General features: G+C 65.6%; 25 protein-coding genes and 1 tRNA gene. 21 read left to right on the plus strand and 5 right to left on the minus strand.

The window, feature by feature from the left end; translation table 11 throughout:
* The first annotated feature begins 246 nt into the window (after positions 1 to 246).
* Positions 247 to 738, plus strand: a complete 492-nt coding sequence (gene ispF, locus MLP_RS23745) for a 2-C-methyl-D-erythritol 2,4-cyclodiphosphate synthase (RefSeq protein ID WP_013865766.1) — start codon at positions 247 to 249, stop codon at positions 736 to 738.
* Here the strand turns inward: ispF and MLP_RS23750 are convergent.
* Positions 720 to 1340, minus strand: coding sequence for an XRE family transcriptional regulator (locus MLP_RS23750; protein ID WP_197536469.1), 621 nt, complete (start codon positions 1338 to 1340; stop codon positions 720 to 722). The two genes, ispF and MLP_RS23750, sit on opposite strands and share 19 nt — an antisense overlap.
* Positions 1341 to 1574: 234 nt before the next feature.
* Between MLP_RS23750 and MLP_RS23755 the strand changes: the two genes are divergently transcribed.
* The 13 genes from MLP_RS23755 to MLP_RS23810 all read left to right on the plus strand — a co-directional run bounded on the left by MLP_RS23755 (position 1575) and on the right by MLP_RS23810 (position 12295).
* Positions 1575 to 2264 carry an HAD family hydrolase gene (locus tag MLP_RS23755; protein ID WP_013865768.1) on the plus strand — a complete coding sequence of 230 codons (690 nt, stop codon included), beginning with the start codon at positions 1575 to 1577 and terminating at the stop codon, positions 2262 to 2264.
* 137 nt (positions 2265 to 2401) lie between these two features.
* A complete protein-coding gene (locus MLP_RS23760) occupies positions 2402 to 2809 on the plus strand; it encodes a hypothetical protein (protein WP_013865769.1) in 408 nt (135 codons plus the stop codon).
* Positions 2810 to 2812: 3 nt separating this feature from the next.
* Positions 2813 to 3358, plus strand: coding sequence for a helix-turn-helix domain-containing protein (locus MLP_RS23765; protein WP_013865770.1), 546 nt, complete (start codon positions 2813 to 2815; stop codon positions 3356 to 3358).
* Positions 3355 to 4824, plus strand: coding sequence for an FtsK/SpoIIIE domain-containing protein (locus MLP_RS26840; protein WP_013865771.1), 1470 nt, complete (start codon positions 3355 to 3357; stop codon positions 4822 to 4824). Before MLP_RS23765 ends, MLP_RS26840 begins: the two co-directional genes overlap by 4 nt.
* Positions 4821 to 5093, plus strand: a complete 273-nt coding sequence (locus tag MLP_RS23775; protein ID WP_013865772.1) for a hypothetical protein — start codon at positions 4821 to 4823, stop codon at positions 5091 to 5093. Before MLP_RS26840 ends, MLP_RS23775 begins: the two co-directional genes overlap by 4 nt.
* On the plus strand, positions 5086 to 6612 hold the full coding sequence (locus MLP_RS23780) for a replication initiator (RefSeq protein ID WP_013865773.1): 1527 nt from the start codon (positions 5086 to 5088) through the stop codon (positions 6610 to 6612). The genes MLP_RS23775 and MLP_RS23780 overlap by 8 nt, the downstream gene beginning before the upstream one ends.
* Before the next feature lie 212 nt (positions 6613 to 6824).
* Positions 6825 to 7001 (plus strand): helix-turn-helix domain-containing protein, encoded by a 177-nt coding sequence (locus tag MLP_RS27685; protein ID WP_013865774.1) that lies wholly within the window; start codon positions 6825 to 6827, stop codon positions 6999 to 7001.
* A 131-nt stretch (positions 7002 to 7132) separates the two neighbouring features.
* The gene (locus MLP_RS23785; RefSeq protein WP_172641627.1) at positions 7133 to 8221 is read left to right on the plus strand and encodes a tyrosine-type recombinase/integrase; all 1089 of its coding nucleotides are present in this window, start codon (positions 7133 to 7135) and stop codon (positions 8219 to 8221) included.
* Positions 8222 to 9053: 832 nt separating this feature from the next.
* Entirely contained in the window at positions 9054 to 9422 is a 369-nt protein-coding gene (locus MLP_RS23790) for a type II toxin-antitoxin system RelE/ParE family toxin (RefSeq protein WP_013865777.1), read from the plus strand.
* 125 nt (positions 9423 to 9547) lie between these two features.
* Positions 9548 to 10006 (plus strand): helix-turn-helix domain-containing protein, encoded by a 459-nt coding sequence (locus MLP_RS27080; protein WP_013865778.1) that lies wholly within the window; start codon positions 9548 to 9550, stop codon positions 10004 to 10006.
* Between the two features lie 16 nt (positions 10007 to 10022).
* Complete coding sequence (locus tag MLP_RS23800; RefSeq protein ID WP_156821284.1) at positions 10023 to 10481, plus strand: hypothetical protein; 459 nt, start codon at positions 10023 to 10025, stop codon at positions 10479 to 10481.
* 542 nt (positions 10482 to 11023) lie between these two features.
* A complete protein-coding gene (locus MLP_RS23805) occupies positions 11024 to 11263 on the plus strand; it encodes a hypothetical protein (RefSeq protein ID WP_013865780.1) in 240 nt (79 codons plus the stop codon).
* 36 nt (positions 11264 to 11299) lie between these two features.
* Positions 11300 to 12295 (plus strand): hypothetical protein, encoded by a 996-nt coding sequence (locus tag MLP_RS23810; RefSeq protein WP_156821285.1) that lies wholly within the window; start codon positions 11300 to 11302, stop codon positions 12293 to 12295.
* A 1048-nt stretch (positions 12296 to 13343) separates the two neighbouring features.
* On the opposite strand, the gene MLP_RS26845 is transcribed toward MLP_RS23810, so the two are convergent.
* Together MLP_RS26845 and MLP_RS23820 are read right to left on the minus strand one after the other, a co-directional pair.
* Positions 13344 to 14042: an HAD family hydrolase gene (locus MLP_RS26845; protein WP_013865782.1), complete on the minus strand. Its 699-nt coding sequence runs from the start codon at positions 14040 to 14042 to the stop codon at positions 13344 to 13346.
* A complete protein-coding gene (locus MLP_RS23820) occupies positions 14030 to 14875 on the minus strand; it encodes a GntR family transcriptional regulator (RefSeq protein ID WP_013865783.1) in 846 nt (281 codons plus the stop codon). Before MLP_RS23820 ends, MLP_RS26845 begins: the two co-directional genes overlap by 13 nt.
* Before the next feature lie 138 nt (positions 14876 to 15013).
* On the opposite strand from MLP_RS23820, the gene MLP_RS23825 reads away from it, so the two are divergent.
* The 7 genes from MLP_RS23825 (at position 15014) to MLP_RS23855 (ending at position 20794) form a co-directional block, all read left to right on the plus strand.
* Complete coding sequence (locus tag MLP_RS23825) at positions 15014 to 15442, plus strand: hypothetical protein (protein WP_013865784.1); 429 nt, start codon at positions 15014 to 15016, stop codon at positions 15440 to 15442.
* A 2-nt stretch (positions 15443 to 15444) separates the two neighbouring features.
* A complete protein-coding gene (locus MLP_RS23830) occupies positions 15445 to 15993 on the plus strand; it encodes a helix-turn-helix domain-containing protein (RefSeq protein ID WP_013865785.1) in 549 nt (182 codons plus the stop codon).
* Positions 15990 to 17462 carry an FtsK/SpoIIIE domain-containing protein gene (locus MLP_RS23835; RefSeq protein ID WP_013865786.1) on the plus strand — a complete coding sequence of 491 codons (1473 nt, stop codon included), beginning with the start codon at positions 15990 to 15992 and terminating at the stop codon, positions 17460 to 17462. The genes MLP_RS23830 and MLP_RS23835 overlap by 4 nt, the downstream gene beginning before the upstream one ends.
* Complete coding sequence (locus MLP_RS23840; RefSeq protein ID WP_013865787.1) at positions 17459 to 17734, plus strand: hypothetical protein; 276 nt, start codon at positions 17459 to 17461, stop codon at positions 17732 to 17734. Before MLP_RS23835 ends, MLP_RS23840 begins: the two co-directional genes overlap by 4 nt.
* A complete protein-coding gene (locus MLP_RS23845; protein WP_041790554.1) occupies positions 17727 to 19265 on the plus strand; it encodes a replication initiator in 1539 nt (512 codons plus the stop codon). The genes MLP_RS23840 and MLP_RS23845 overlap by 8 nt, the downstream gene beginning before the upstream one ends.
* A 204-nt stretch (positions 19266 to 19469) precedes the next feature.
* On the plus strand, positions 19470 to 19655 hold the full coding sequence (locus tag MLP_RS23850) for a helix-turn-helix domain-containing protein (RefSeq protein ID WP_013865789.1): 186 nt from the start codon (positions 19470 to 19472) through the stop codon (positions 19653 to 19655).
* On the plus strand, positions 19652 to 20794 hold the full coding sequence (locus MLP_RS23855) for a tyrosine-type recombinase/integrase (protein ID WP_013865790.1): 1143 nt from the start codon (positions 19652 to 19654) through the stop codon (positions 20792 to 20794). The genes MLP_RS23850 and MLP_RS23855 overlap by 4 nt, the downstream gene beginning before the upstream one ends.
* Positions 20795 to 20811: 17 nt before the next feature.
* Here the strand turns inward: MLP_RS23855 and MLP_RS23860 are convergent.
* Both MLP_RS23860 and MLP_RS23865 read right to left on the minus strand, forming a co-directional pair.
* Positions 20812 to 20883 (minus strand) — tRNA-Thr (locus MLP_RS23860).
* Between the two features lie 363 nt (positions 20884 to 21246).
* Complete coding sequence (locus tag MLP_RS23865; protein WP_083843937.1) at positions 21247 to 22863, minus strand: alpha/beta hydrolase; 1617 nt, start codon at positions 22861 to 22863, stop codon at positions 21247 to 21249.
* Positions 22864 to 22922 lie beyond the last annotated feature (59 nt).

Below are 22922 nucleotides of genomic sequence, written 5' to 3' on the forward strand. Positions count from 1 at the left end.
GGCGCGCGCCCATAAACGGGCGACGCGGGTGAAATTCCTAGTTGCCGGTCCTTTCGCCGAGCAACTGGTAAGTAGGGTGGTTCTGCCGAGTGCTTTGGCTCCCGACGTTTGCGGATCGACACGCTAGCGCCGACATGTCGTCTCGCGACACGCCCTGGGCCTGACTCTGGCGGGCCGTGGAACGAATGATGATCAGACGTACGTCATGCTGCGCCGCCCGTGGCGCCCGTCTATTACGGTTGGCGGATGGAGCAGCCCTTTCGTATCGGGTCGGGGCACGACGTGCACGGTCTGTTCGCGGGTCACACGCTGGTTCTTGGCGGTGTCGTCGTGCCGTCGCCTTCCGGGTTCGACACTCACTCAGATGGAGACGTGCTCAGCCACGCCCTGGTCGACGCGCTCGCAGGTGCCATCGCGGACGGCGACCTTGGCACGCACTTTCCCGAGGACGACCCAGCGGCCCAAGACGCGCGCAGCCTTGACTTCGTAGGGCATCTAGCTGGCCTGGTCAGAGCGGCCGGATATGAGATCGCCAACGTGGACACCTTCGTGGTCCTAGGAACGACCAAGCTGCGACCGCATCTAGAGGCGATGCGCATAAACCTCTCCGATGCTTTAGGCGTCGACCTGTCTCAAGTGTCCGTGAAGGCACGGTCAAACGACGGATTCGGCGACGCCGGCACGGGTCGTGCATGTGAAGCCTGGGCGACCGTCTTGATCTATCCCGCGAGTGCTTGAGGACTTGCCTCCGCCTCATCTATCGGGATGGCGGTTTCCCAGACGTCATCGAAGCTGCGCCGGTATGCGTCGAACCATGTGCTGCCTTCGATGCGTCGAAGGTGGAGCACCGGATTCGCTGACCCAGGCGCACCCCAGATGTGTGGATTGGCGAGGAGGACGTCATCGAAGCGGAACAGCGATGCGTAGACGCCGACCCTGTGAAGTCGTATTTCGCAGCCCGCGACGGGGGTCAGCGGCCGGTAGTAGGTGAGTGCCGCCCGGACCTTGTGGGCAAGGGTTCCTCGCAGACCATCTTCGCGGTCCCTAATCTCGACCGCATCGCTGGTGGGGTCGGCCCAGCAGAGGCGCACGCCGACCCCTGCTGCTGCCCTCTCGGCCAGCATGTCGGCGATCCGCGGGTTGACGTTCGCGAGGAATGTTCCCGCGAAGACCAGGACGTCAATGCTGCGGGTCGCAGTTCCCAGCAGCTGGAGCCACGTGTCGCGTGGAACAGACGACCGGTCCGGATACACCCTCACCAGTTCGGACTCGACAGACTCGACCCGCTGCTCTGGGGTGGGCTCATCAAGTAGTTCAGGCCAGAGATAGACCTCGTCCACATCGAGTGTCTGAGCCACGAGCCATCGCGTCTCTCGATGGGGCGTACGGCCAGAGTTGATCCAGCGCTCGACCGTCTTGGCGTTCACGTCGCAGGTTCGGGCGAGCTTCGAAGGGGTGAACCCCCGGCGCAGCATCGTGGATCTCAGCCGCTCATTCATTCCATTAGTACACGGGACGTATCAGGCCATGTCAAGGACGCGGAAGGACGTTCTTCTCGACGCTACAGTGATCGGGTGCCGCGCGTGATCCTCTGGGACATCGATCACACGCTGATCGAGAACTCTGGCGTGAGCAAGGAGATCTACTCGACGGCGTTCGAGCTTCTAACCGGGCGTGTGCCTCGACATGCCGCCCGAACGAACGGTCGAACGGATCTGGCGATCATGGAGGCGATGCTGGTAGAGAACGGAATCAGCGACGTCGAATGGGTGGACACGGCTGACGCCCTCCAGCGCGCGGGCGCCGTACACCGTGCAGCTTTGGCTGCCAGAGGCGCTGTGCTTCCAGGAACGGTCGAGTTGATCACTGCTCTGGCGTCTCGTCCACCCGTGGTGCAGACGGTGGTGACGGGGAACATTCGGGCTAATGCGGAAGTCAAGCTCAAGGCACTTGGCCTCGGAGACCACTTCGATCTTGACGTCGGCGGCTACGGCTCTGATCACATGGAGCGTTACCGGCTGGTGCAGATCGCGCGCCAGCGTACGGCCGCGAAATACGGGCCGCAGTATGGCGAACCGCACTGCGCGATTGTCGTCGGTGACACCCCCAGAGACATTGAGGCAGCGAAGCGTGGGGGTGCAGAAGTCCTAGCCGTTGCCTCGGGCCTGTACAGCGCAGATGAGCTGCGAGCGGCAGGCGGGCTACTCGTCGTCCAAGACCTGGCCGACACGAGTGAACTGCTCCGGCTCCTCGACCTGACGTAGGACATTTCGGGACACGTCGCCTTCGTCCTCGGGCGTCCCCTGACGTCCGAACTGCCCGTCCGCGAAGTTTCGGCGTCCCCTACCCCTCGGTTCTCCTGGATGCATGCCCAGAAAGGGCGATCACAGGAGGTGGAGAGATGGCGGTTCAAGGTCCGTTCCAGGTGGTGTTCGAGCAGGTGTTCCCGCACGGGCTCGGTGTCGTGGGCGCGGTAGCGCCGATGGCGGATTTCGACGCGTCGACGCGGGAGAACCGGGTGCAGGCGAGGGACAAAGACACCGGTCTGCCGGTGTGGGTGGTCGACGTGATGGATTTCGACCCCGACGCACGGGAGCGGACGTTCAAGGTCAAGATCACCGCCGACATCGAGCCGGTCGTGCCGCCGGTGGTGGCGGGGACCCCGGTGCGTCCGGTGGTGTTGGACGGGCTGACCGTGACCCCGTACCTGAAGGAGGTCGGCAACGGTCGGCAGAAGATCGCGTACTCGTTGCGGGCAGCGAGCATGGCGGCACCCCGGCAGCGGACGACCGATCCGAAGGCGGCCTGAGCCATGGCTGCCGAAGCGACGTTGCAGACGATTCTGCAACTGAGCGAGACGGCCAGGTTCGGGGTGGAGGCACGGGCCCGATCCGGTCGGCCGTTCGTGCTGCTGCGGTGCCCAGCAGGGTTGTCGTTGGTGACCGGCGACGTCGCGGCGTTGGACGCGTTGGCGACCGCGGTGATGGATGCCCGAGCCGCGTTGCTAACCGCCTGCGGGCAGGTGTGGCGGTGCGGGGAGGACAGCCCCGACGTGCTGCAGCGCCGCTACACCGCTCTCGGGCTCGGCTGGCGTGACCCGATCGAGGAAGAGTCGCCGGGGCGGGAGGAACCGACCCGGCGGATGCCGGGTGAGCCTCCGGACGGGATCTCCGACTGGCTGAGTGTGGAGGAAGCCTCCGAGCTGAGCGGGGTGGCGGTCACGACGTTGAAGAACGGGGAGTGGCGACGTGCCCACGGCCTGGTCGCGGACAAGGACAGCCGGCATCGGCTCACGTTCCGTCGTGAGGACGTGGTCGCGCTCGGCCCGCCGCGGGGTCGGGGACGGCCAGCAGCATGACCACCCCGGTCGCCTCCTGGGGCGGGTCCGTGATCACCGGGATCCGGTGGATCGTGCGTGGTCTGCGAACCGGTCTGGGCGAGGTGTGGTGGTGGATCGGCGGCGGACTGCGGTTCGTGCGCCGGGCACCAGCTCGGGCCCTGGCCTGGACGGCTGGCACGGTCTACGGCTACCTCCATCAGACCTGGCTTCTCCTGACCGCGCTGGTCGTGGCTGTGGTGCCGGCGTTGTGGGCCAGGTGCTGGCCGACCTCGTACCTGCGGCTCGTGGTGCATCCGGCGTGGCGGCGTCGCATCCGCCGCTCCCTTCGTCGGACGTGGCCGATGTTGATGGAGCGATCCGGGCTCGGACGGCGGGTGATCGGCAAGGACGGCACCGAACTCCACACACCTGCGCTCGGCCGCAGCCGGTGGGAGGACCCCGACGTGCTCGTGGTGACACCGCAGCTGATGGTCGGGCAGACCGTCGAGGACCTCGTCGCCGTCTCGGAACGACTGCGGACCACCGTCGGGTCCCGGCAAATCCGGATCATCCCCAACGACACCCACACCGGCTGCACGGTCCGGTTCCTGTTCGCCGACCCGCTCGCGGCGGTGGTGGAGGCCAGGTTCCCATCCCCGAACCTGGCAGCCACCATCACAACAGCCGAGATGGGTGTGACTGAGGACGGGCAGCCCTGGCGTGTTCCTATCCCGGTCTCGACGTTGACGGCCGGGTGCACCGGATCGGGCAAGGCGTCGGCGATGTGGATGCTGCTGCTGAACCTCGCCCCCGCCATCCGGTCCGGGCTCGTCCAGGTCTACGGCGTCGACTTGAAAGGCGGGATGGAGCTCGGGCTGGGCACTCGCCTGTTCACCCGCTACGCCACCACCCCCGACCAGGCTGTGGTCCTGCTCGAGGACGCCGTCCAGGCCATGACCGCCAGGGCCGCCACCCTGGCCGGCCACGCGAGAAGCCACACCCCGTCGACGGCTGCGCCGCTGGTCCTGGTGCTCATTGACGAGCTGGCGATGCTGACCTCATACCTGTCGAACCAGCGGGAACTGTTCCAACGCGCTGACAAGGCGCTGCGGGCGCTGCTGGGCTTGGGTCGGGCGCCGGGGTTCGTGGTCTGGGGGTTCCTGCAGGACCCCCGCAAGGACACCGTCCCGCAACGGCACATGTTCACCCAGACCATCGCCCTCCGCCTCCGCGAACGCGAGGAAGTCGCGATGGTGCTCAGTGATGGTGCTGTCGCGGCCGGCGCTGCCTGCCACAAGATCCCGAGAACGACACCCGGTGTCGGCTATGCGCTGACCGAGGACGGCGACGTCACCCGAGTCCGGTGCGCGTTCGTGCCCGACGACATGATCCGCGCCCTCGCCGCCCACTTCCGGGCACCCGTCCAGATCCCGATCCACGCACCCGAACTCGCACCCGATGCCGCGCCCAAGTCGCGGACCCGCACCGCCAGGAGCCGATCATGATCACTGCCCATCACACCGCCACAGCTGCTGCGGAGACTCCCGACCTGGTCACGCTCTCGGGTCGCGCCGTGGCCGGGCTGGTCGAGCTGCTGGACCACTGCCACGCCTTCCTCGACACCCACCAGACCGCACGGGTCGCGTTGGAGGAGTACTGCCTGACCTCACCCGCAGGGGTCACGCCGGCCTGGGTGATCGACCGGCTCGCCTGGCAGGCGCTGCTGCTGAGGTTGCAGCTTGTCGAGCAAGCCGAGGAGGACCGCCGTGGCTGATCCGCTGCGGCTGGCCGACCCGCTCGCGTTAGTCACCGGGGCAATGGCCCGCGAGGTCGCCGCCGCGCAGGGTGTCTGCGGACGGCCACTGATCCGCCGTGTGCTGGACCGCGACACCGGCACGGACACGCAGGTCGCGATCCCGTGCGGCTCGACCCGGGAGCGGGCTTGTCCGTCGTGTGCGGCGAAGGCTCGACGGCTACGGATCCAGCAGTGCGCCGAAGGCTGGCACCGCGACACCGAACCCGAGACGCCCGGCGACCACGACGCGGACGACGGCGACAGCGACCAGGTGGACGAGGACGACTGCGCTGGCGGTGAGGCAGAGTCGCGGCGGGCGCGGTCGACCAGACGACGCTCCGACGCACCGGACCTGCCTCGGGTGCCGGTCGAGGACCGCACCGTGGGTCGGACCTACGTTTCTCCGGAGGGTCGGGAGTATCGGCCGTCGATGTTCTTGACCCTCACTCTGCCGTCGTATGGGGCGGTACGGGCGGGTGCGCCGGTTGATCCGGGCACGTACGACTACCGTCGTGCTGCGTTGGATGCGGTGGTGTTTCCGCGGCTGGTGGACCGGTTCTGGCAGAACCTGCGTCGGGTCGCCGGCTACCGGGTGCAGTACTTCGCCGCCGTGGAACCGCAGCATCGGTTGGCGCCGCATCTGCACGCAGCGATCCGCGGGACGATCCCGCGCCAGGTGATCAAGCAGGTGGTGCGGGCGACCTACGTTCAGGTGTGGTGGCCGTCGTTCGAGACACCGGTCTACGTGTATCGCAGACCCCGGTGGGACGGCCACGACTACTGCGATCCCGACACCGGGCAGCTCTTGCCGACCTGGCAGGACGCCCTGGACCAGGTCGACCCCGACACCCCTGCGCATGTGGCCCGGTTCGGGAAGCAGCTGGACATGGCTGGGATCGTCGCCCCGTCGGTCGATGCGGACCGGGCGATCCGGTATCTGACGAAGTACCTCACCAAGTCCATCGCCGACGCCTACACTCCGACCGACGACGACACTCCGGCCGATCCCCGCTACGCCGCGCACATCGACCGGCTGCATGCCGAGCTGCAGTACCTGCCCTGTGGTGAGCGGTGCGCGAACTGGCTCCGCTACGGCATCCAACCGATGGATGCCGGACCTGGTCTTATCGCTGGTCGGTGTGGCGGGAAGGCCCATGACTGGGACCATCTCGGGCTTGGCGGCCGCCGTGTCCTCGTCTCCCGGCAGTGGTCCGGGAAGACCCTGGCCGAGCATCGCGCCGACCGGGCGACCGTCGTCCGCGAAGCCCTGGAAGCGGCGGGGATGCTCGGTCCGGAGATCGAACGCATGGCCGCCACGGTCCTGGCGAAGGACGGCAAACCTCGGTTCGTGTGGACCGACACTCGACCCGACGCGGCCACCTACATTCGCCTGGTCTTGGCCGCTGTCGCCGAACAACGGCGTTGGCGGACGGAGTACCAGGCCGCCAAGGAAGCAGCAGCGGCGCCTGTGGACAACCGTTCAGCAGCGCCACCGTGAGCTGACAGGCAGTGACCCGCACCAAGCGCGCTGGCAGGGCCCATTCCTTGGCCTCCCCCGATGACCAGCCGCCTGTGGTCGGAGGTTCGGTCGTCAAGGGTGAAGCGGAGCGAATCCGTAGGACACGAAGTGCCCTTGACGAGTGGACCGGAGAGCACATTCTCCGAAGTCGGGGGAGGCCGAGAACCCAACCACGCAGAGAGGCGAGTTCGATGGAGAAGATGCTGTTCACCGTTAGGGAGACGGCGGAGATGTTGAGTGTGAGCCGGAATCGGGTCTACGAGCTGATCTATGCCGAGCAGTTGGCGTCGATCAAGATCGGGCGCTCCCGTCGGGTGTCGCGGGCCTCGATCCTCCGGTTCGTGGAGTCGGCAACTCCTGCGACATGAGTGGTCGGCGCGCTGCCGGTGAAGGATCGATCTACCGGCTGGATGATGGGTCGTGGCGGGGTGTTGTTGATCTTGGTTGGCATGGCGGGAAGCGGCGTCGGCGGTATGTCCGGGGCCGTACCAAGGTTGAGGTGACGGGTGCGATTCGTCGGCTGGCGCTGGAGGCTGAGGAGGGTCGGCTGCGACCCGGGCGGGCTCCGACATTGGGTGTCTGGTTGGAGCGGTATCTGACGGAGGTGGCTCCGGCGACGGTGCGGCCGAACACGGTGCATCGGTATCGCCAGGAGGTCCGGCTCTACATAGGGCCGGCGTTGGGGAAGGTGCCGCTGGACAAGCTACGGCCGGACCAGATCTCGGCGTTCTACCAGGATCAGTTGACGCGCATTTCGGCGGGGAGTGTGCGGCGGCTGCATGCGTTGCTGCGGCGGGCGTTGACGGTGGCGGTGCGGTGGCAGTTGGTGGGGTGGAACCCGGTCACGGCGGTTGATCCGCCGTCGTTGTCGCGGCTGGAGGTGCAGCCGTACAGCGAGGAAGAGACACGCCAGCTCTTGGCTGCCGTAGCCGGGTCGCGGTTCGAGGCCCGGTGGCTGCTGGGGGTGATGTCGGGGATGCGGCAGGGCGAGGTGCTGGGCTTGGCGTGGCAGGACGTCGACCTGGTCGAGGGGACGGCGCGGGTGCGTCAGGCTCTGCAGTACCAGCCGGGCAATGGGTTGCAGTTGGTGCCGCCGAAGACGGCGCGGTCTCGGCGGACGGTCCCGCTCCCCCAGGTCACCGTGGACGCCCTGCGGTTGCTCCAGGTGCGGCAGGCCGAGAGCAGGGTCAAGGCTGGGGAGTTCTGGGAGGACTGGGGTCTGGTGTTCTCCACGGAGGTCGGGACGCCGATCCACCCGCGCAACGACTACCGCGACTTCCAGCTGATCGTCGAGCGCGTGGGTCTTCGTCGGATTCGGCTGCATGATCTGCGGCATACGGCGGCGTCGCTGATGCTGGCTCAGGGGGTGCCGGCGCGAGTGGTGATGGAGGTGCTGGGGCACTCTCAGATCTCGATCACGCTGAACACGTACACGCATGTGTCGGCGGGCTTGTCGCGTGAGGCAGCGGACCGGATGCAGCTGCTGCTCGGCGGGGCCTCGGAGGTCGTGGCTGCCAGTTTGGCTGCCGAAGCCGCACCTTCAGCGGATGAAGTCGATGGTGCCGATAGTAAAAGTGGTGCTGACTAGGGCTTTTGGTGGAGCCGCCTTGGGGATTTGAACCCCAGACCTACGCATTACGAGCGAGTCCTGCGACTGATGGCTGGCGATGGATAGGCGTGCCACGGCGTCGATCCTGTTGTTCCTCCAGGTGTCGCGATGGGTATCGCTGGATCGACGGGGACATGTCGGGGACACAGACATCGTCGCCGCTGCCGCCTCAGTCGCCCGATAGCTGCGCAGGGCATTGATGCACAAGTGCGAGTCGATGCGGGGCGGGTCGGTGACGTGGCGGGTGGTGAGGACGGGGGGCAGGCCGTGACCTGCTCCTGCCCTTCGACCCTTTGGGCAATCCACCCGCGCCTAGAACTATAGGTCTTGACCGATATCGGATAGAACCGATATAGTAGGTGCCAGAGCAGACAAAGACCCCGTCAAGGGGTCAACCTTCGCGGGGTCTGAATGCGTTGCGAGCGCACTGACGACTCTAGCGGACTCGGGCCGCCCGACGCCATGGGCAGTCCCGAGAGTCTTGGTGATGCTCGGTTAGGGGGTGGAGAAATGGCGAAGGGCAATAAGCCGGGAACCCCGGCTCCTACGTCTGGGCAGTACAGGCCTGTTGGTGGTGGCCCCGAGGTGACCGTGCCGAAGGGTCACCGCTTGCCGCCGGGTCCTCGACCTGGCGTCACGTGGGTGAACGTCGATCCGACCAAGAACAAGAGCGGACGCAAGTAGCACGATGATCGAGGTGCGTGCGGCGTCCGCGCACCCGATTTTCTGTACTGCGGGAAGTATGCGGCAGGGGTGCGTTAATCTCTGTGCCACTTCCAGGCAGTGAGCGTGAAGACGACGGACGGAGCCGATGGCGAAACAGCACCAGGGCTACGAAGATTGGCGTTGGTGGTCTTCGCGAGCGGACGGACGCGCAGCTGCGAAGAAGGAGTTCGAGAAGCTTCCTGTGGGCATCCAGGGTGAGTTCTTGGGCATCATGAGCAGGTGGCTCTCACAGACGCATGCGAGGCACGAGTACGACAGCCTTGGTCGCGGTCTCCACGAGTTGCGAGTGCGCGAGGGCAACAATCACTTCCGGGTGCTCTTCGCCATCGAAGGTCGCTTGTGCATCGCTCTTAGCGCCTTCTATAAGAACCAGCAGCAGCTGCCGAAGAAGGAAGGCGAGACGGCTCGCAAGCGGATGCGCTCAGGCACGTCAGTACCCTTCGATCAAGGCTGACGGTTGATCCAGTCTGATCTATTGACTTGCAGGTTCTTAAGAAACTACTAGTATCGGTTCGAACCGATAATCTCCACCACGCGGCTCTAGTCGTGTGGATCGAATGTGACTGGGGAGTCTCAAAGATGACGTCGACGAGCGGGTCGTTCAGCGCCTACTTGAACGAGCGGCTGGCTGATCCTGAACTGCGTGCGGGACACGAGGACTATGAGGCGCGGCGCGCAATCGTTGCCGAGCTCGTCAGTCGTCGGAAGGCGCTGGGGCTGTCGCAGTCTCAGGTTGCCCGACGGATGGGCGTGAAGCAGCCGACGGTCTCTGGCTTCGAGAACGAGGACACGGATCCGCGTCTCTCGACCATGCATCGGTACGCTCGGGCTGTCGATGCGTGCATCTCGATGCGGATTCACGCCAGGGATGAAGACGGGGCGTGGGCGCCCGCGGGCTTGTGGAAGGGGTGGCGTCCCAGCGCCACCCCATGCACTCTCGGCAATGTCGCGCCGCCCTACAAGGGCGCGGAGGTCGTCGATCTCGACGCCTACAGGCGGCTAGAGGGCCACCGCAAGGTAGCGGCTAATGCACGTTAGCAGCGACTTGCTACACGTGGGCGCACGAGTCGCTGGGCATGCAAGCCTGCAGGACATTCGAACGTTTCGGATTCACGCCGACTTTGCTGCCTTCCCGACAGCCGACGTGCCCCTGTCGTGGGAGATAGACGAGAACCTCAGCGCAAACGTGGACGACGAGCCGACCTTTGTAATTGACGGCGAGTACGAAGTCCGCATTTTCCAGGAGCTCGAGGACGACGGCGGTAATCGCAAGGACATCGCTGAAGTCAGTCTGAACGTAGGCGCCCTGTATGAGTTGCCTGACGGAGAGACCGGGGCTGGGACCTACGAAGAGGCCGAGGTGGCTGCCTTCACCCACACCACTGCTCGGCTAGCGCTCTACCCATACGTCAGGGCCTTAGTGGCGGACATGACGGTTCGCCTGGGTCTGCCAGGTCTGCTCCTGCCGACAATGCGAGTCCAGATTGCTGCCCCGGCTGAAACATCGGACTGATTCGCCCCTCCTGCTCTCGGCACTCGGCTCGAAGCGCGAGGCGATCGTCAGGGGCGGTCTCTCGTCCTCTGGGCTGAAAATCATGGCGGCATGTTGGGCATGTCTGAACCCGTGAAAGCGAGGACCGGCCCGCAGCGAGCGCCAGCGAGCGAGGACACGGACCGCAGCGTCGGCGAGCGAAGCGAGCCGTCTTGATCCATAAGAGGTCAATTCAGCAGAGCCTGACTCAAGACACTGACTCAAGACACGGAGCGGGACACGGAGCGGGACACGGAGCGGGTCCACGTGTCTTGTAGCGGTTCCGCGGAGCGGGTCCCGGTCATTCGATAGCCGTACCGGTAGCAGCCCCCGTAGTCGGCAGCGCCGGCACCGCGGTCCGTGCGCCGCGCGGTCGGACCACACTGTGACGAGACGCTCTAGGGTTTGGTAACGATTCGGCAACGGTGGTACCGTTCGACGACCTACTGACATCTTAGATGTCAGGCTACCCGAACACGAACGTCAAAGGAGTAGTAATGGCTTCACAGCTTACGAGCGTCCGCTTGGACGATGAGCAGCTTGAGCATCTCCGTCTGCTGGCCGAACTCGATGGATCGAACGTCGCCCAAGTGATCAGAGATGCGATCGTGGCGTACACCGACCGCCAGTTCAACGACCCAGCCTTTGCAGCTCGCGTCGAAGAGGCTAACCAGCGCCGACTGGACCTCGTTCAGAAGTTCGGACAGCAGGTGACCGCAACGAGCAATGCCTCCAAAGTGATGGCGGCAAGTTCCGCGGATTGAGCCCCGAGCCGAACAATCTTCGCTAGCGTCACGTCTGTGGCAGCCAGTTCACATTCGAGGTCATGGGACGCATCCATAGCGAAGGTCGGCGCATCGGCCATGCGCCTAGCTGCGATGAAGACCCTTCAACATCTGGAGACTTCGCGCGGCTGGGCGCGGGTTGTGCTCCAGGAAGGCGAACTACATCCCGGTGATACGCCGGTCGAGGCCGACTACGACGCGCATCATAAGTTCGCTTCCGTAATGAACAACCACGTAGCGAGCGCTCAACTTGCCGTTGAACACATCGTGGGCGAGGAGAAGATTCTCAAGAGCCCACCGACCGTCGCTCCGGGCAGCCGAATCATTGTGCTGGACCCCCTCGACGGGTCTACGCAATGGATGATGATTCGAACGGGTCACTGTGTCTCCGCCTTGATGCTCTTGGCCGACGATACAGGCAGTTTGTCGGTTGAGAGCGCAGTGGTGGTCAATCCGGTTCACGCCTTCACGCTTGTCAACAACTCACTCATGATGGGGCCCACGAACGGGTCGAGTGATGGTGACATTGTGCTTACTTCATGCCTTCCAGACACGCTCGAAGAACCGTCGTTGGCGATAACTGGCTTCAAGTCGAAAGATCGCGGATCATTCAGCACCCTCATAGGTGAATTGCCGGGCTGGAGTTGCCTATCCATTGGAGGCAACCCAGTCACCCCGTACGTGATTGCCGGAAGTCTTTCTGCTTGCGTCACTTGGCGACCTCAGTACACGTGGGATGCTGTGGGAATACTCATGGCGACATATACCGATGCAGTGGTCGGAAATCTTGACGGAGACCGTGTGACCGGTCCTGCATTTGCCAAGGTATTCAACGATGTTGTGATGACTCAAGATGCACGTGTTATACCTCCGATGATTGTTGCCAAAGATTTGGAGCGCTTCGAGGCAGTAGTCTTGGCCATGGAACGGGCGCGTCAGAAGTTTGGGCCCAGATTCGGAACGGGCATGGAACTAGACCTCAACTCCCCTCCGCAGCGTGGCGATGCTTAGCGCAATAGGCGGCGCTGCAGTTCTGGGCCCAGACGCCGGAAAGATTCTGGTTCCACTTGCAAAGGCACTAGGAACAAGGGCGGGACGAGCGGTACCGTCGCGGTATGAGTCGTGGAAACAGCGACGAGCTTTAAAGAAAATTCTAGGTGTGGGATCTGAGTCAAGCTTCTACTATCGTCTCCCTTCCACTAAGCATCCACTCCTTCAACTAGATAACCCGCACCCAGACGATACGGCTGCGTTCGCAGCGATTGCCGGCCCGCTCTTGACGCACGCTCGTCGACACGGCTGGCTCGAAGAAGTTGATCAACTCGATGTTGATCTAGCCCAGAATCTGGTCACCATTGGCTCGCCAGAAGTAGAACCTATCGTCCAACTCGCCTTTGACTACCGGCGACCGTCGAATGGTCCCGGACTTAAGCACCACGGGGAAACAATTGACCTCGCCTACCGGTGGCACGAAGATCCGTCCGACGTGCAAGCGATCTGCGGAAGATTTCTAGCAGGCCACGGTCGTGTGGACAGACCTAATTGGCCAATAATCCAGAGCCTACCCGACGGAACCGAGCGGCGTCTTATACCAAGGGTAGACTCACGGACAGGTCTTCTAGATTCGGACTTGCTACTAATAACGAGTATGCCCAATTTTCTGACGCGCACCGCTCTAGAAAGCGGGCACCGGCTTATAAATGTTGCTGGTGTGCATGGAGTTGGTACAGCCGCAATTGAACTTGTATTGAAGAGTCCTAAGATTCTGAACGCCGCAGCGGAAGCGATCGCGCCACTCGACAGAACTAGCGCGTTCCAGATACTGGTGGAGATAGCAGAAATCGAACACCGTGAGACGACCGGAAGTCGCGCCAAGAAGGTGCGTCTCCTCGATGTATGGACAGAAGACAAGATCTCGTTTGACGGTTGGCTATCCGCGTCGGTGTGTGTAGCGGAGCGATTCGCGGATTGGGCCCTGGAGAGTGAGCACAGAAATCAACCTGGAGATCACGAGAGACGATAGAGGGCAAGCAAACCCTGGGTTCTGGTTGTGACAGCGCTAGACGGTGATCAACGCGTTCGCCAAACTGACCATCGAGTCAACTAGCGCTTCAGCGCCAGCGCCGGCAAGCTCTTGGCCACGCTTCGGGTTCTTGGCAAAGCCGATGGAGTGGACCCCCGTCGTAGTGCAGACCCTGATATCGGTGACTGAGTCTCCGACCATGCAGCAGGCGCTCGGTTCAGCGTCGAGGACCGCCAGGGCACGATTGATCGAATCCGGATGCGGCTTCATCAGGTCAGGTCGTCCTGGTGTCCTCGCAATAACCGCTCTCACGAGGTCCGCAATGTCGAATCGGTCAAGGTAGGCGCGGATTGCTTGCTCTGCGTTGTTGCTGACCATGACGACCGGACGGCCAACCTGTTTGCAGGCGCGGAGGAACTCGACCGATCCGGGCGTGGGCTCCGTCTGATGTGCGGCGTCTACTTCGCCCTCCACGGAGGCGGCATCGACGGCCTCCTGAACGGAGCGCGGCGTGTTGGAGCCTGTCCAGCGGAGGACGATCAGCGGGTCGTATGTGTCCCACACGTCGGGCGGGGGCTGGAAGTCCTTCGGGATCGCTTCGCGCATCCGGTCGGCCACCATGCGGTTCCGGCCGTTGATGAATAGGTGGGTGACGGGTCCGTCGAAGTCGAGAAGGACCGGCCTGGTCGCGGCGAGCACATCGACCAGGCGCTGATTGGCGGTCACGGTTGCCACGGGCGGGCGATGGTCGTCCAGATGCTGTCGAACCACTTTGCAGCCTCGCTGAGGTAGAGCGTGCCGATGCTGTCGGGCTCCCCGCTGGTGTGGTGGAACAGTTCGGTGTCCTTGCCCATGGGGTCGAAGATGGCGACCTGGTCGCCATCGAGGGTGACCTCGTGTTCACGCACCGGGTAGAAGCCGAAGAACAGGTCGGAGCCGTTGATCAGATAGAGCTTGAACAGCGGCGCTGACGAGTGGACCTTCACCTCGACCCCTGCACGCTGGACGAGTTGCAGCTGCGCGAGTTCGGACACCGACTCGGCGATGCCTCCTGCGTAGCGGGTGGCGGTGCGCTCCATCCGGGCTCGCACGCGCGGGTCGTCGCCGGGGTCGTCGCCGGCTCGCGACGGGATCGCCATCGGCACGGACATGTCCGACAGCAGGAGTCGAACGTGGATCGTCTCCGGGGTGAGCAGCCCGTTGCGAATCTTGTCGAGCGGTTCCTGAATCGCGGTGTGGAGCGTCTCGGCCGTGTAGCCCGAGAAGTCGATCTGCACATCTGGCTTCTCGAACGCGGCCTCGATATGGGGACGCAGACCGACCGGGCGCGCGGTGCGCTCGCGCACGAACACGCCACTCCCCTGCCGCGAGACGATCAGCTTCTCCTCGCGAAGCAGCCGCAGAGACTGCTGGATGGTCATCCTCGCGACGCCGTAGCGCTCGGCCAGGTCTGCCTGCGACGGCAGCTTCTCCCCGGGCTCCAGCTTGCGCGTGAGGATCGCCGCGCGGAGAACGTTGGCGACCTGGATGTACGGGGGTCGTGGGTCGTCGGGGTCTAGGCCAGTCACGGGCCAACTCTATGGCACCTGGCTAGGTCCGCTAGACCAGTTGGCCAAATGCTTGACATGACTAGCCAACCTAGTGTTATCTTCATCACGTCCAAAGTTGGCTAGGCAGGCTAGCCCACTGACAAGAAGGAGGACGTGATGGCTGTTCAGGGACCGTTCAAGGTGGCGTGCGAGGAGCTGTTCCCGCACGGGCTGGGTGTGGTCGGCATTGTCGCGGAGTTGTCGGACTTCGACGCGTCGACGCGGGAGAACAAGGTTCAGTCGCGGGACAAGGACACGGGTCTGCCGGTGTGGGTGGTCGACGTGATCGATTTCGACCCGGAGGCTCGTGAGCGGTCGTTCAAGGTCAAGATCAGCGCCGATACCGAGCCGGTGATGCCGCCGGTGGTGGCGGGGAGCCCGGTCCGTCCGGTGGTGTTGGAGGGGCTGACCGTGACCCCGTATCTGAAGGAGATGGGCACCGACCGCAGGACCCAGCAGCAGCGGGTCAAGATCGCGTACTCACTGCGAGCGTCGGGCATGGCCGCACCTCGTCAGCAGCGGGCGACCGACAGCAAGGCGGCCTGACCATGTACGGCGAGGAGTCGGTGCTGCGGTCGTTGCTGCATCTGCGGCGGTCGAGCCGGTACACGGTGGACGCCTGCACAGCCACCAGTGGCCCGTACGTGGTGCTGCGATGCCCGGGCGGGTTGTCGCTGCTGGCCTGTGATGTGGAGCCGTTGGACGCCCTGGCCACGGCGGTGATGGACGCCCGCGCAGCGCTTCTGGCTGCCACTGATCAGGTGTGGCGGTGCGGGGAGGACAGCCCTGATGTGTTGCAGCGCCGCTACAGCGCTCTCGGGCTCGGCTGGCAGGACCCGATCGAGGAAGAGTCGCCAGGGCGGGAGGAACCGACTCAGCGGCTGCCGGGTGAGCCTCCGGATCAGGTCTCGGAGTGGCTGAGTGTGGAGGAAGCCTCCGAGCTGAGCGGGGTGGCGGTCACGACGTTGAAGAACGGGGAGTGGCGACGTGCCCACGAGCTGGTCGCGGACAAGGACAGCCGGCACCGGCTGATGTTCCGCCGTGAGGACGTGATCGCTCTCGGCCCTGCCCGCCGTCGGGGTCGGCCAGCAGCATGATCACGGCGGTCGCCTCGTGGAGCCGTGCCGTGGCGACCGGTCTCGGCTGGACTCTTCGTGGTCTGCGGCTCGGGCTCGGCGAGGTCTGGTGGTGGATCGGCGGCGCGCTCCGGTTCCTGATCCGCGCACCCGGCCGCGCCCTGGTCTGGACGGGTGCCACGGTCTATGGCTACCTCCATCAGACCTGGCTCCTGCTGGGTGGTCTGGTGATGATCGCTCTGGTGCCTGCGCTGTGGGCCAGGTGCTGGCCGACCTCCTACCTGCAACGGATCGTGCACCCGGCGTGGCGGCGCAAGATTCGCCGCTCGGTGCGCCGCAAGTGGCCCGCGCTAATGGAAGCGTGCGGGCTCGGTCGTCGGGTGATCGGCAAGGACGGCACCGAGCTGCGCGTCCCGACCCTGGCCCGGAGCCGGTGGGAGGACCCCGACGTGCTGGTCGTCGTGCCGCAGCTGATGGTCGGCCAGACCGTCGAGGACGTAGTGAGCGTCTCCGAACGGCTCCGGGTGACGGTCGGCTCCCGGCAGGTCCGGATCGTCCCCAACCCCACCCATACGGGCTGCACGGTCCGGTTCCTGTTCGCCGATCCCTTGGCGGCGGTGGTGGAGGCCAGATTCCCTTCGCCGAACCTGGCAGCAGCCATCCAGACCGCGGACATGGGTGTCACCGAGGACGGGCAGCCGTGGCGGCTCCCGATCCCCGTCTCCACCCTCACGGCCGGGTGCACCGGGTCCGGTAAGGCGTCGGCGATGTGGATGCTGCTGCTGAACCTCGCCCCCGCCATCCGGTCCGGCTTGGTGCAGGTCCACGGCGTCGACCTGAAAGGCGGGATGGAGCTCGGGCTCGGCACCCGGCTGTTCACCCGCTACGCCACCACCCCCGAGCAAGCCGTGATCTTGCTCGAGGACGCCGTCCAGGCCATGACCGCCCGCGCCGCCATGCTCGCGGGGCACGCTCGGTCGCACACGCCGTCGACGGCCGCGCCGCTCGTCGTGATCTTGGTCGATGAGCTGGCGATGCTGACCTCGTACCTGTCGAACCAGCGCGACCTGTTCCAGCGGGCTGACAAAGCCCTTCGCGCGCTGCTCGGGCTGGGTCGGGCTCCGGGGTTCGTGGTGTGGGGCTTCCTGCAGGACCCCCGCAAGGACACTGTGCCGCAGCGGCACATGTTCACCCAGACCATCGCCCTCCGCCTCCGCGAACGCGAAGAGGTCGCCATGGTCCTCTCCGATGGTGCGGTCGCGGCCGGGGCGCTGTGTCACAAGATTCCCCGCACCACACCCGGTGTCGGCTACGCGCTGACCGAGGACGGCGACGTCACCCGCGTCCGCTGCGCGTTCGTGCCCGACGACATGATCCGCGCCCTCGCCGTCCACTTCCGCGCACCCCTCCAAATCCCGATCCGCCTGCCCGAACCCGAACCTGATCCCGCGCCCAGGTCGCGGAGTCGAACCGCAAGGAGCCGATCATGACCAACCCCACCACCTCCGATGCCATCACCGAGGAGCCTCCGGAGACTGTGCTGTTGTCCGGGCGGGCCGTCGCTGACCTGGTCGAGCTGCTCGACCACTGCTACGAGTTCTTCCTCGACGACGACCGCGCACTGAACCACCTGCGGGAGTACTGCCAGAGCCAGCCCACCGATGTGACAGCGCTCGCGGTGATCGACCAGCTCGCCTGGCATGCACTCCTGCTGCGCATCCAACTCGCCGAGCAGGCCGCCGAGGACCGTCACCGTGGCTGATCCACTGCTGCTGGCGAACCCGCTGGCCCTGGTCACCGGCGAGATGGCCCGTGAGGTCGCCGCCTCCCAGGGTGTGTGCGGCCGGCCGCTGATCCGGCGCGTCCTGGACCGCGACACCGGCACAGACACCCAGGTGGCGATCCCCTGCGGCTCCACCCGCGAACGGGTCTGCCCAGCCTGCGCCGCAAAGGCTCGACGGCTCCGCATCCAACAGTGCGCCGAAGGCTGGCACCGCGACACCGAACCCGAGAGGGCCTGCGACCACGACCCGGACGCTGGCGACGGCGTCGACCAGGAGGACGAGGACGACAGCAGTAGCGGTGAGGCAGGGTCACGGCGAGCACGCTCGACCAAGCGACGCTCGGATGCGCCGGACCTGCCACGGGTGCCCGTCGAGGACCGCACCATCGGACGGACCTACACCTCGCCTCAGGGTCGCGAGTATCGGCCGTCGATGTTCCTCACCCTGACGTTGCCCTCCTACGGTGCGGTGCGGGCTGGTGCGCCGCTCGACCCGGACACCTACGACTACCGGCGTGCCGCGTTGGATGCGGTGGTGTTTCCGCGGCTGGTGGACCGGTTCTGGCAGAACCTGCGCCGGGTCGCCGGGTATCGGGTGCAGTACTTCGCCGCCGTCGAACCGCAGCACCGGCTCGCGCCGCATCTGCACGCCGCGATCCGGGGCACCATCCCCCGCAAGGTGATCAAACAGGTCGTTGAGGCCACCTACCTGCAGGTGTGGTGGCCCGCCTTCGACGAGCCCGTCTACGTGCACCGCAAACCGTGCTGGGACGGGCACGACTACTGCGATCCCGACACCGGCGAGCTGCTCCCGACCTGGCAGGAAGCCCTCGACCAGGCCGACCCCGACACCCCGGCACACGTGGCGCGGTTCGGTGCGCAGTACGACCTGGCGGGGATCATTGCCCCGTCCAAGGATGCGGACCGGGCGATCCGGTATCTGACGAAGTACCTCACCAAGTCCATCGCCGACGCCTATGCGCCGAGCGACGATGACGACCTGCCACCCGATCCCCGCTACCTGGCGCACATCGACCGGCTGCACGACGAGCTGCAGTTCCTGCCGTGTGGTGAGCGGTGCGCCAACTGGCTCCGCTACGGCATCCAACCGTTGGATGCCGGACCCGGGCTGGTCGCCGGGCGTTGTGGTGGGAAGGCGCATGATCGCGACCATCTCGGGCTTGGCGGCCGCCGCGTCCTGGTCTCCCGGCAGTGGTCCGGCAAGACCTTGTCTGAGCATCGCGCCGACCGCGCCACCGTGGTCCGGGAAGCCTTGGAAGCGGCGGGGATGCTCGCTCCCGAGATTGAACGGATGGCGGCAACCGTGCTGGCGAAGGACGGCAAACCTCGGTTCGTGTGGACCGACACCCGGCCTGACGCGACCACATACGTGACGTTGGTCTTGGCCGCTATCGCCGAACAGCAGTGCTGGCGTGCGCAGTACCAAGCCGCCAAGGAAGCAGCAGACCTTGTGGACAACAGTTCGGCAGATACCGGTCCCCCGCCGTGACCGTGGCGACGACAGAAGCTGCTGGCAGGGACCACACCTCGGCCTCCCCCGGATGACCAGCCGCTCAGTGGTCGTAGGTGTGGGGGTCAAGGGTGAGCGCAGCGAATCCGCAGGACACGAAGTGCCCTTGACGTCCAGGCCGAAGACCACCCTCCTAGATCAGCCGGGGGAGGCCGAGAACCCAACCACGCAGAGAAAGCGAGCATGATCATGAAGGTGTACCTGACGGTTGAGGAGGTCGCCAAGGCGTTGCGGGTGCCGGTGGCGACGGTGCGCTGGTTGCGGCAAGAGGGCCGCTTCGCCCCCGCGATCAGGGTCGGTCGGCGTCTCGTGTGGGACGAGGCCGAACTCGCGGCTTGGATGGCTCAGAACCGAGAACCCGCAGCATGAGCATCCACCGGTACACGACCGCGTCGGGTGAGGTTCGCTACCGCGCTCGGGTGAAGTCGCACGGTCGTGCGGTCGCCTCGCGGGTCTTCTCCCGGAAACGTGACGCTGTGGCCTGGGAGCAGGATCAGTACCGGCGTCTGCGCAGCGGCGAGTGGCTGGACCCGCGTCGCGGCCGAGTCCCGCTGGGGACCGTGGCTGAGGACTGGCTGGCATCGCGTACGACGGTGAAGCGGCGCACGTTGGAGAGTGACCGGGGCGTGTGGCGGAACTACATCCGCCCGCGTTGGGAGCATCGGCCCGTCTCCTCGATCACGGCTGCGGACGTGTCGTCCTGGCTGGGCGACCTCATGGCCCGAGGGCTGGCCCGCTCGACGGTGACGCGGGCGTTGGCGACGTTGCGGTCTCTGCTGTCGTACGCCGTCGCAGATGGGCGCATCGCGGTGAATCCTGCTGCACTCGTGAAGCCGCCCACCGGTGGTCAGGCTCGACGCGAGGGTCAGATGCTGAGCGTCGAGGAGTTGGCCGCTCTCGCGGAGGCGTGCCACGGTCGGTACGGCGAGCTGGTCCTGGTGCTCGGGCTGCAGGGCCTGCGCTGGGGCGAGTTGGCCGGCCTGCAGGTCGGTGACCGGGTGGCGGTGCCTGGGCCTGGGCTGCGCCTGTCGCGGACGGTGCTGGCGAGCAACGGCGGTGGCGCGCTCTACGTCGACACCTTGAAGAACCGGCGTGCCAGGACGGTGCCTCTGGTCGCCGCGGTCGTGCCGATCGTGCAGCGCTGGGCTGAGGGCAAGGCGTCGGACGAATGGCTGTTCTCAGCCCCGGAGGGCGGCCCGCTCCGCGAGACGAACTGGAAGCGATCCGTGCGGTGGTCCGAAGCGACCACGGCGATTGGCCGGTCGCAGCTGCGCGTCCACGATCTGCGGCACACGGCGGCGTCGATGTGGCTGGGCTCGGGTGCCGATCCGAAGGTGGTGCAGCGGGTGCTGGGACACGCCTCGGCGGCGATGACGATGGACCTCTACGGGCACCTGATCGACCGCAACCTGTGGGACGCAGCGGCACGTCTCGGGGACATTTCGGGGACACGCGACCCCTCGGACGATGATGAAGACGGTGCGGCCGGGACGGCATCTGGCTCGTGACCAGGGCTGATGCTGGGAGCCGCCTTGGGGATTTGAACCCCAGACCTACGCATTACGAGTGCGTTGCTCTACCACTGAGCTAAGGCGGCAAGCGCGTACGCCGCAGCGGACACGCGAGCGCCAACTATAGCGAGCAACCTCGCGCCACCGCGACACGGCGAGACGGGCGACCTGCATGATGACACTCGGACTCGTCGCCTCATGGGAGCGCCGACCCGACCGCCTGCATCCTCACCAAGTTCACCGCCGGTCCTCAGGTGGATCACAGCTTCAAAGACGAGACTCAACGCATTCTGATTCGGGCTCAGCACCCTCCCTCTCCCGACAGCCGGAGTGCTCGCCCGACAGCCAAGGTGTTCCACCCAGAACTGAGGGCCCGGGCGGCTTGTTCCCCGGGCTCTCGGTTCACCCCAATGGCCCAGCCCGCTCCCGAGCGGTTGCATCACACCTGGTCAGCAGCGAGTTCCCGCGGTCGGCATCGCGCCAGTCAGCAGATAGGCCTGGACATAACGACGGATGCAGGGACTCTGGCTGTAGGCAAGATGCCCCTCACCTCTTAGGGTCAGCAGCTGACCGGACTCGAGCTGGTCAGCCATCCGCTCGGCGTACTCGTACGGCGTCGCCGGGTCCCCGGTCGTGCCGATGACCAGGACCGGCGCAGTTCCCTCACCGGTGATCCTCGACAGCTTGGGCGCCGACGCAACCGGCCACAACGGACAGCTCAGATCCGCGCCGGCGAACGGCCCCAGGACCGGCGCGCGCTTCGCTTTGGCGTCCGCCTCTCGCCACGCCTTCGCCACGCTGTCCTCCGGGGAGTCGAGGCAGCGGATGGCCTCGAAGGAGAACTGCAGCTGGCCGTACTGACCGTTCTTGCCACGCTCGTTGTAGACGTCGGCGAAATACAGCAGATAGCGGCCATCACGATCATCGATGGCCATCTCCAGGGCTCGCTCCAGATAGCGCCAGCCCTCCTCGTTCTCGTACAGCACAGCCAAGATCCCGGTCAGCCCCAGTTGCTGGGTGAGCTCAGCCCGACCACCGTCGATCGGCTTGTCGTCCAGGCCGCGCAGCAAGTCTCGGATCGAATCGAGCACCGCCGCCTTGGTATCGCCGAGCTTGCACTCGTGTTCTGCACACCAGGCGGCGAAGCTGTTGAGCGCCCGCTCGAAACCATCCAGCTGGCTGATGCGCTTGTCATCAGTGAGATTGACGGCGCCGTCCAGGGCCACTCGGCCTACCTGCTGCGGATAGAGCTCGGCATAGTAGGCGCCTATCTTGGTGCCGTAGGAGAAGCCGAGATAGTTCAGCCGATCCTCGCCCGTCAGCTGTCGCAGCAGATCGAGATCATGCACCGTCTCGACGGTGGAGATGTGGGCCAGCAAGGCACCCGACCGATCGAGGCAGCCGCGACCGAAGTCGAGCTGGGATTGCTCCAGCCCGGCCTCCTCGGCCGCATCGTCGGGCGAGATGTCGACGGAGGTATACGCGTCCATCGCCTTGCCATTGGCACAGACGACCGGTGTCGACGCACCGGTGCCGCGCGGATCCCAACCGATGAGGTCGTAGCGCTCCAGCCCTTTCGCGTCGAACCGGGCCACCAAGTCGACCCCCGACGCCCCCGGGCCACCCGGATTGAGGAACAACGTACCGACCCGAGGCTGCTCACTGGCCGCCCGCTTGGCCAGCGCCAGCGTGATGGCCTGCCCGTCCGGTTCGGCGTAGTCCAGCGGCGCCTTCACCACCGCGCATTGCAGGCCCTTGTCGCCGCAGTCCGACCAGGCGATCCGCTGATCGAGATAGCGCTGCTTGCCATGCCCGGGCGGTGGGTTGGTGAAGCCGCGCGGCTGTACGTCGGTGATCGGCAGGATCGGGCGCCCTGCCTCGGACCGCGAAGCCCCCGGTCGGATCGCCGATGCCGTCGACGACTCGATGGGCGCCTCGGTCTGCGCTGGGTCAGGCGCAGCGGTTCTGCTGACGTACGGGAGGAGCGCCGAGCCCAGGATCACCGCCAGGACGGACACCAGCGCCACCACGACAACGACACGTTGTCGGCGACTTCGGGGCGGCATTCCTCTGACTATAGGTGGGCTGACCGCGAGTCGGCTGCTGGCTCGTCACCGATGTCGGG

The sequence above is a fragment of the Microlunatus phosphovorus NM-1 genome (assembly GCF_000270245.1).
GTDB classification, from domain to species: Bacteria; Actinomycetota; Actinomycetes; order Propionibacteriales; family Propionibacteriaceae; genus Microlunatus; species Microlunatus phosphovorus.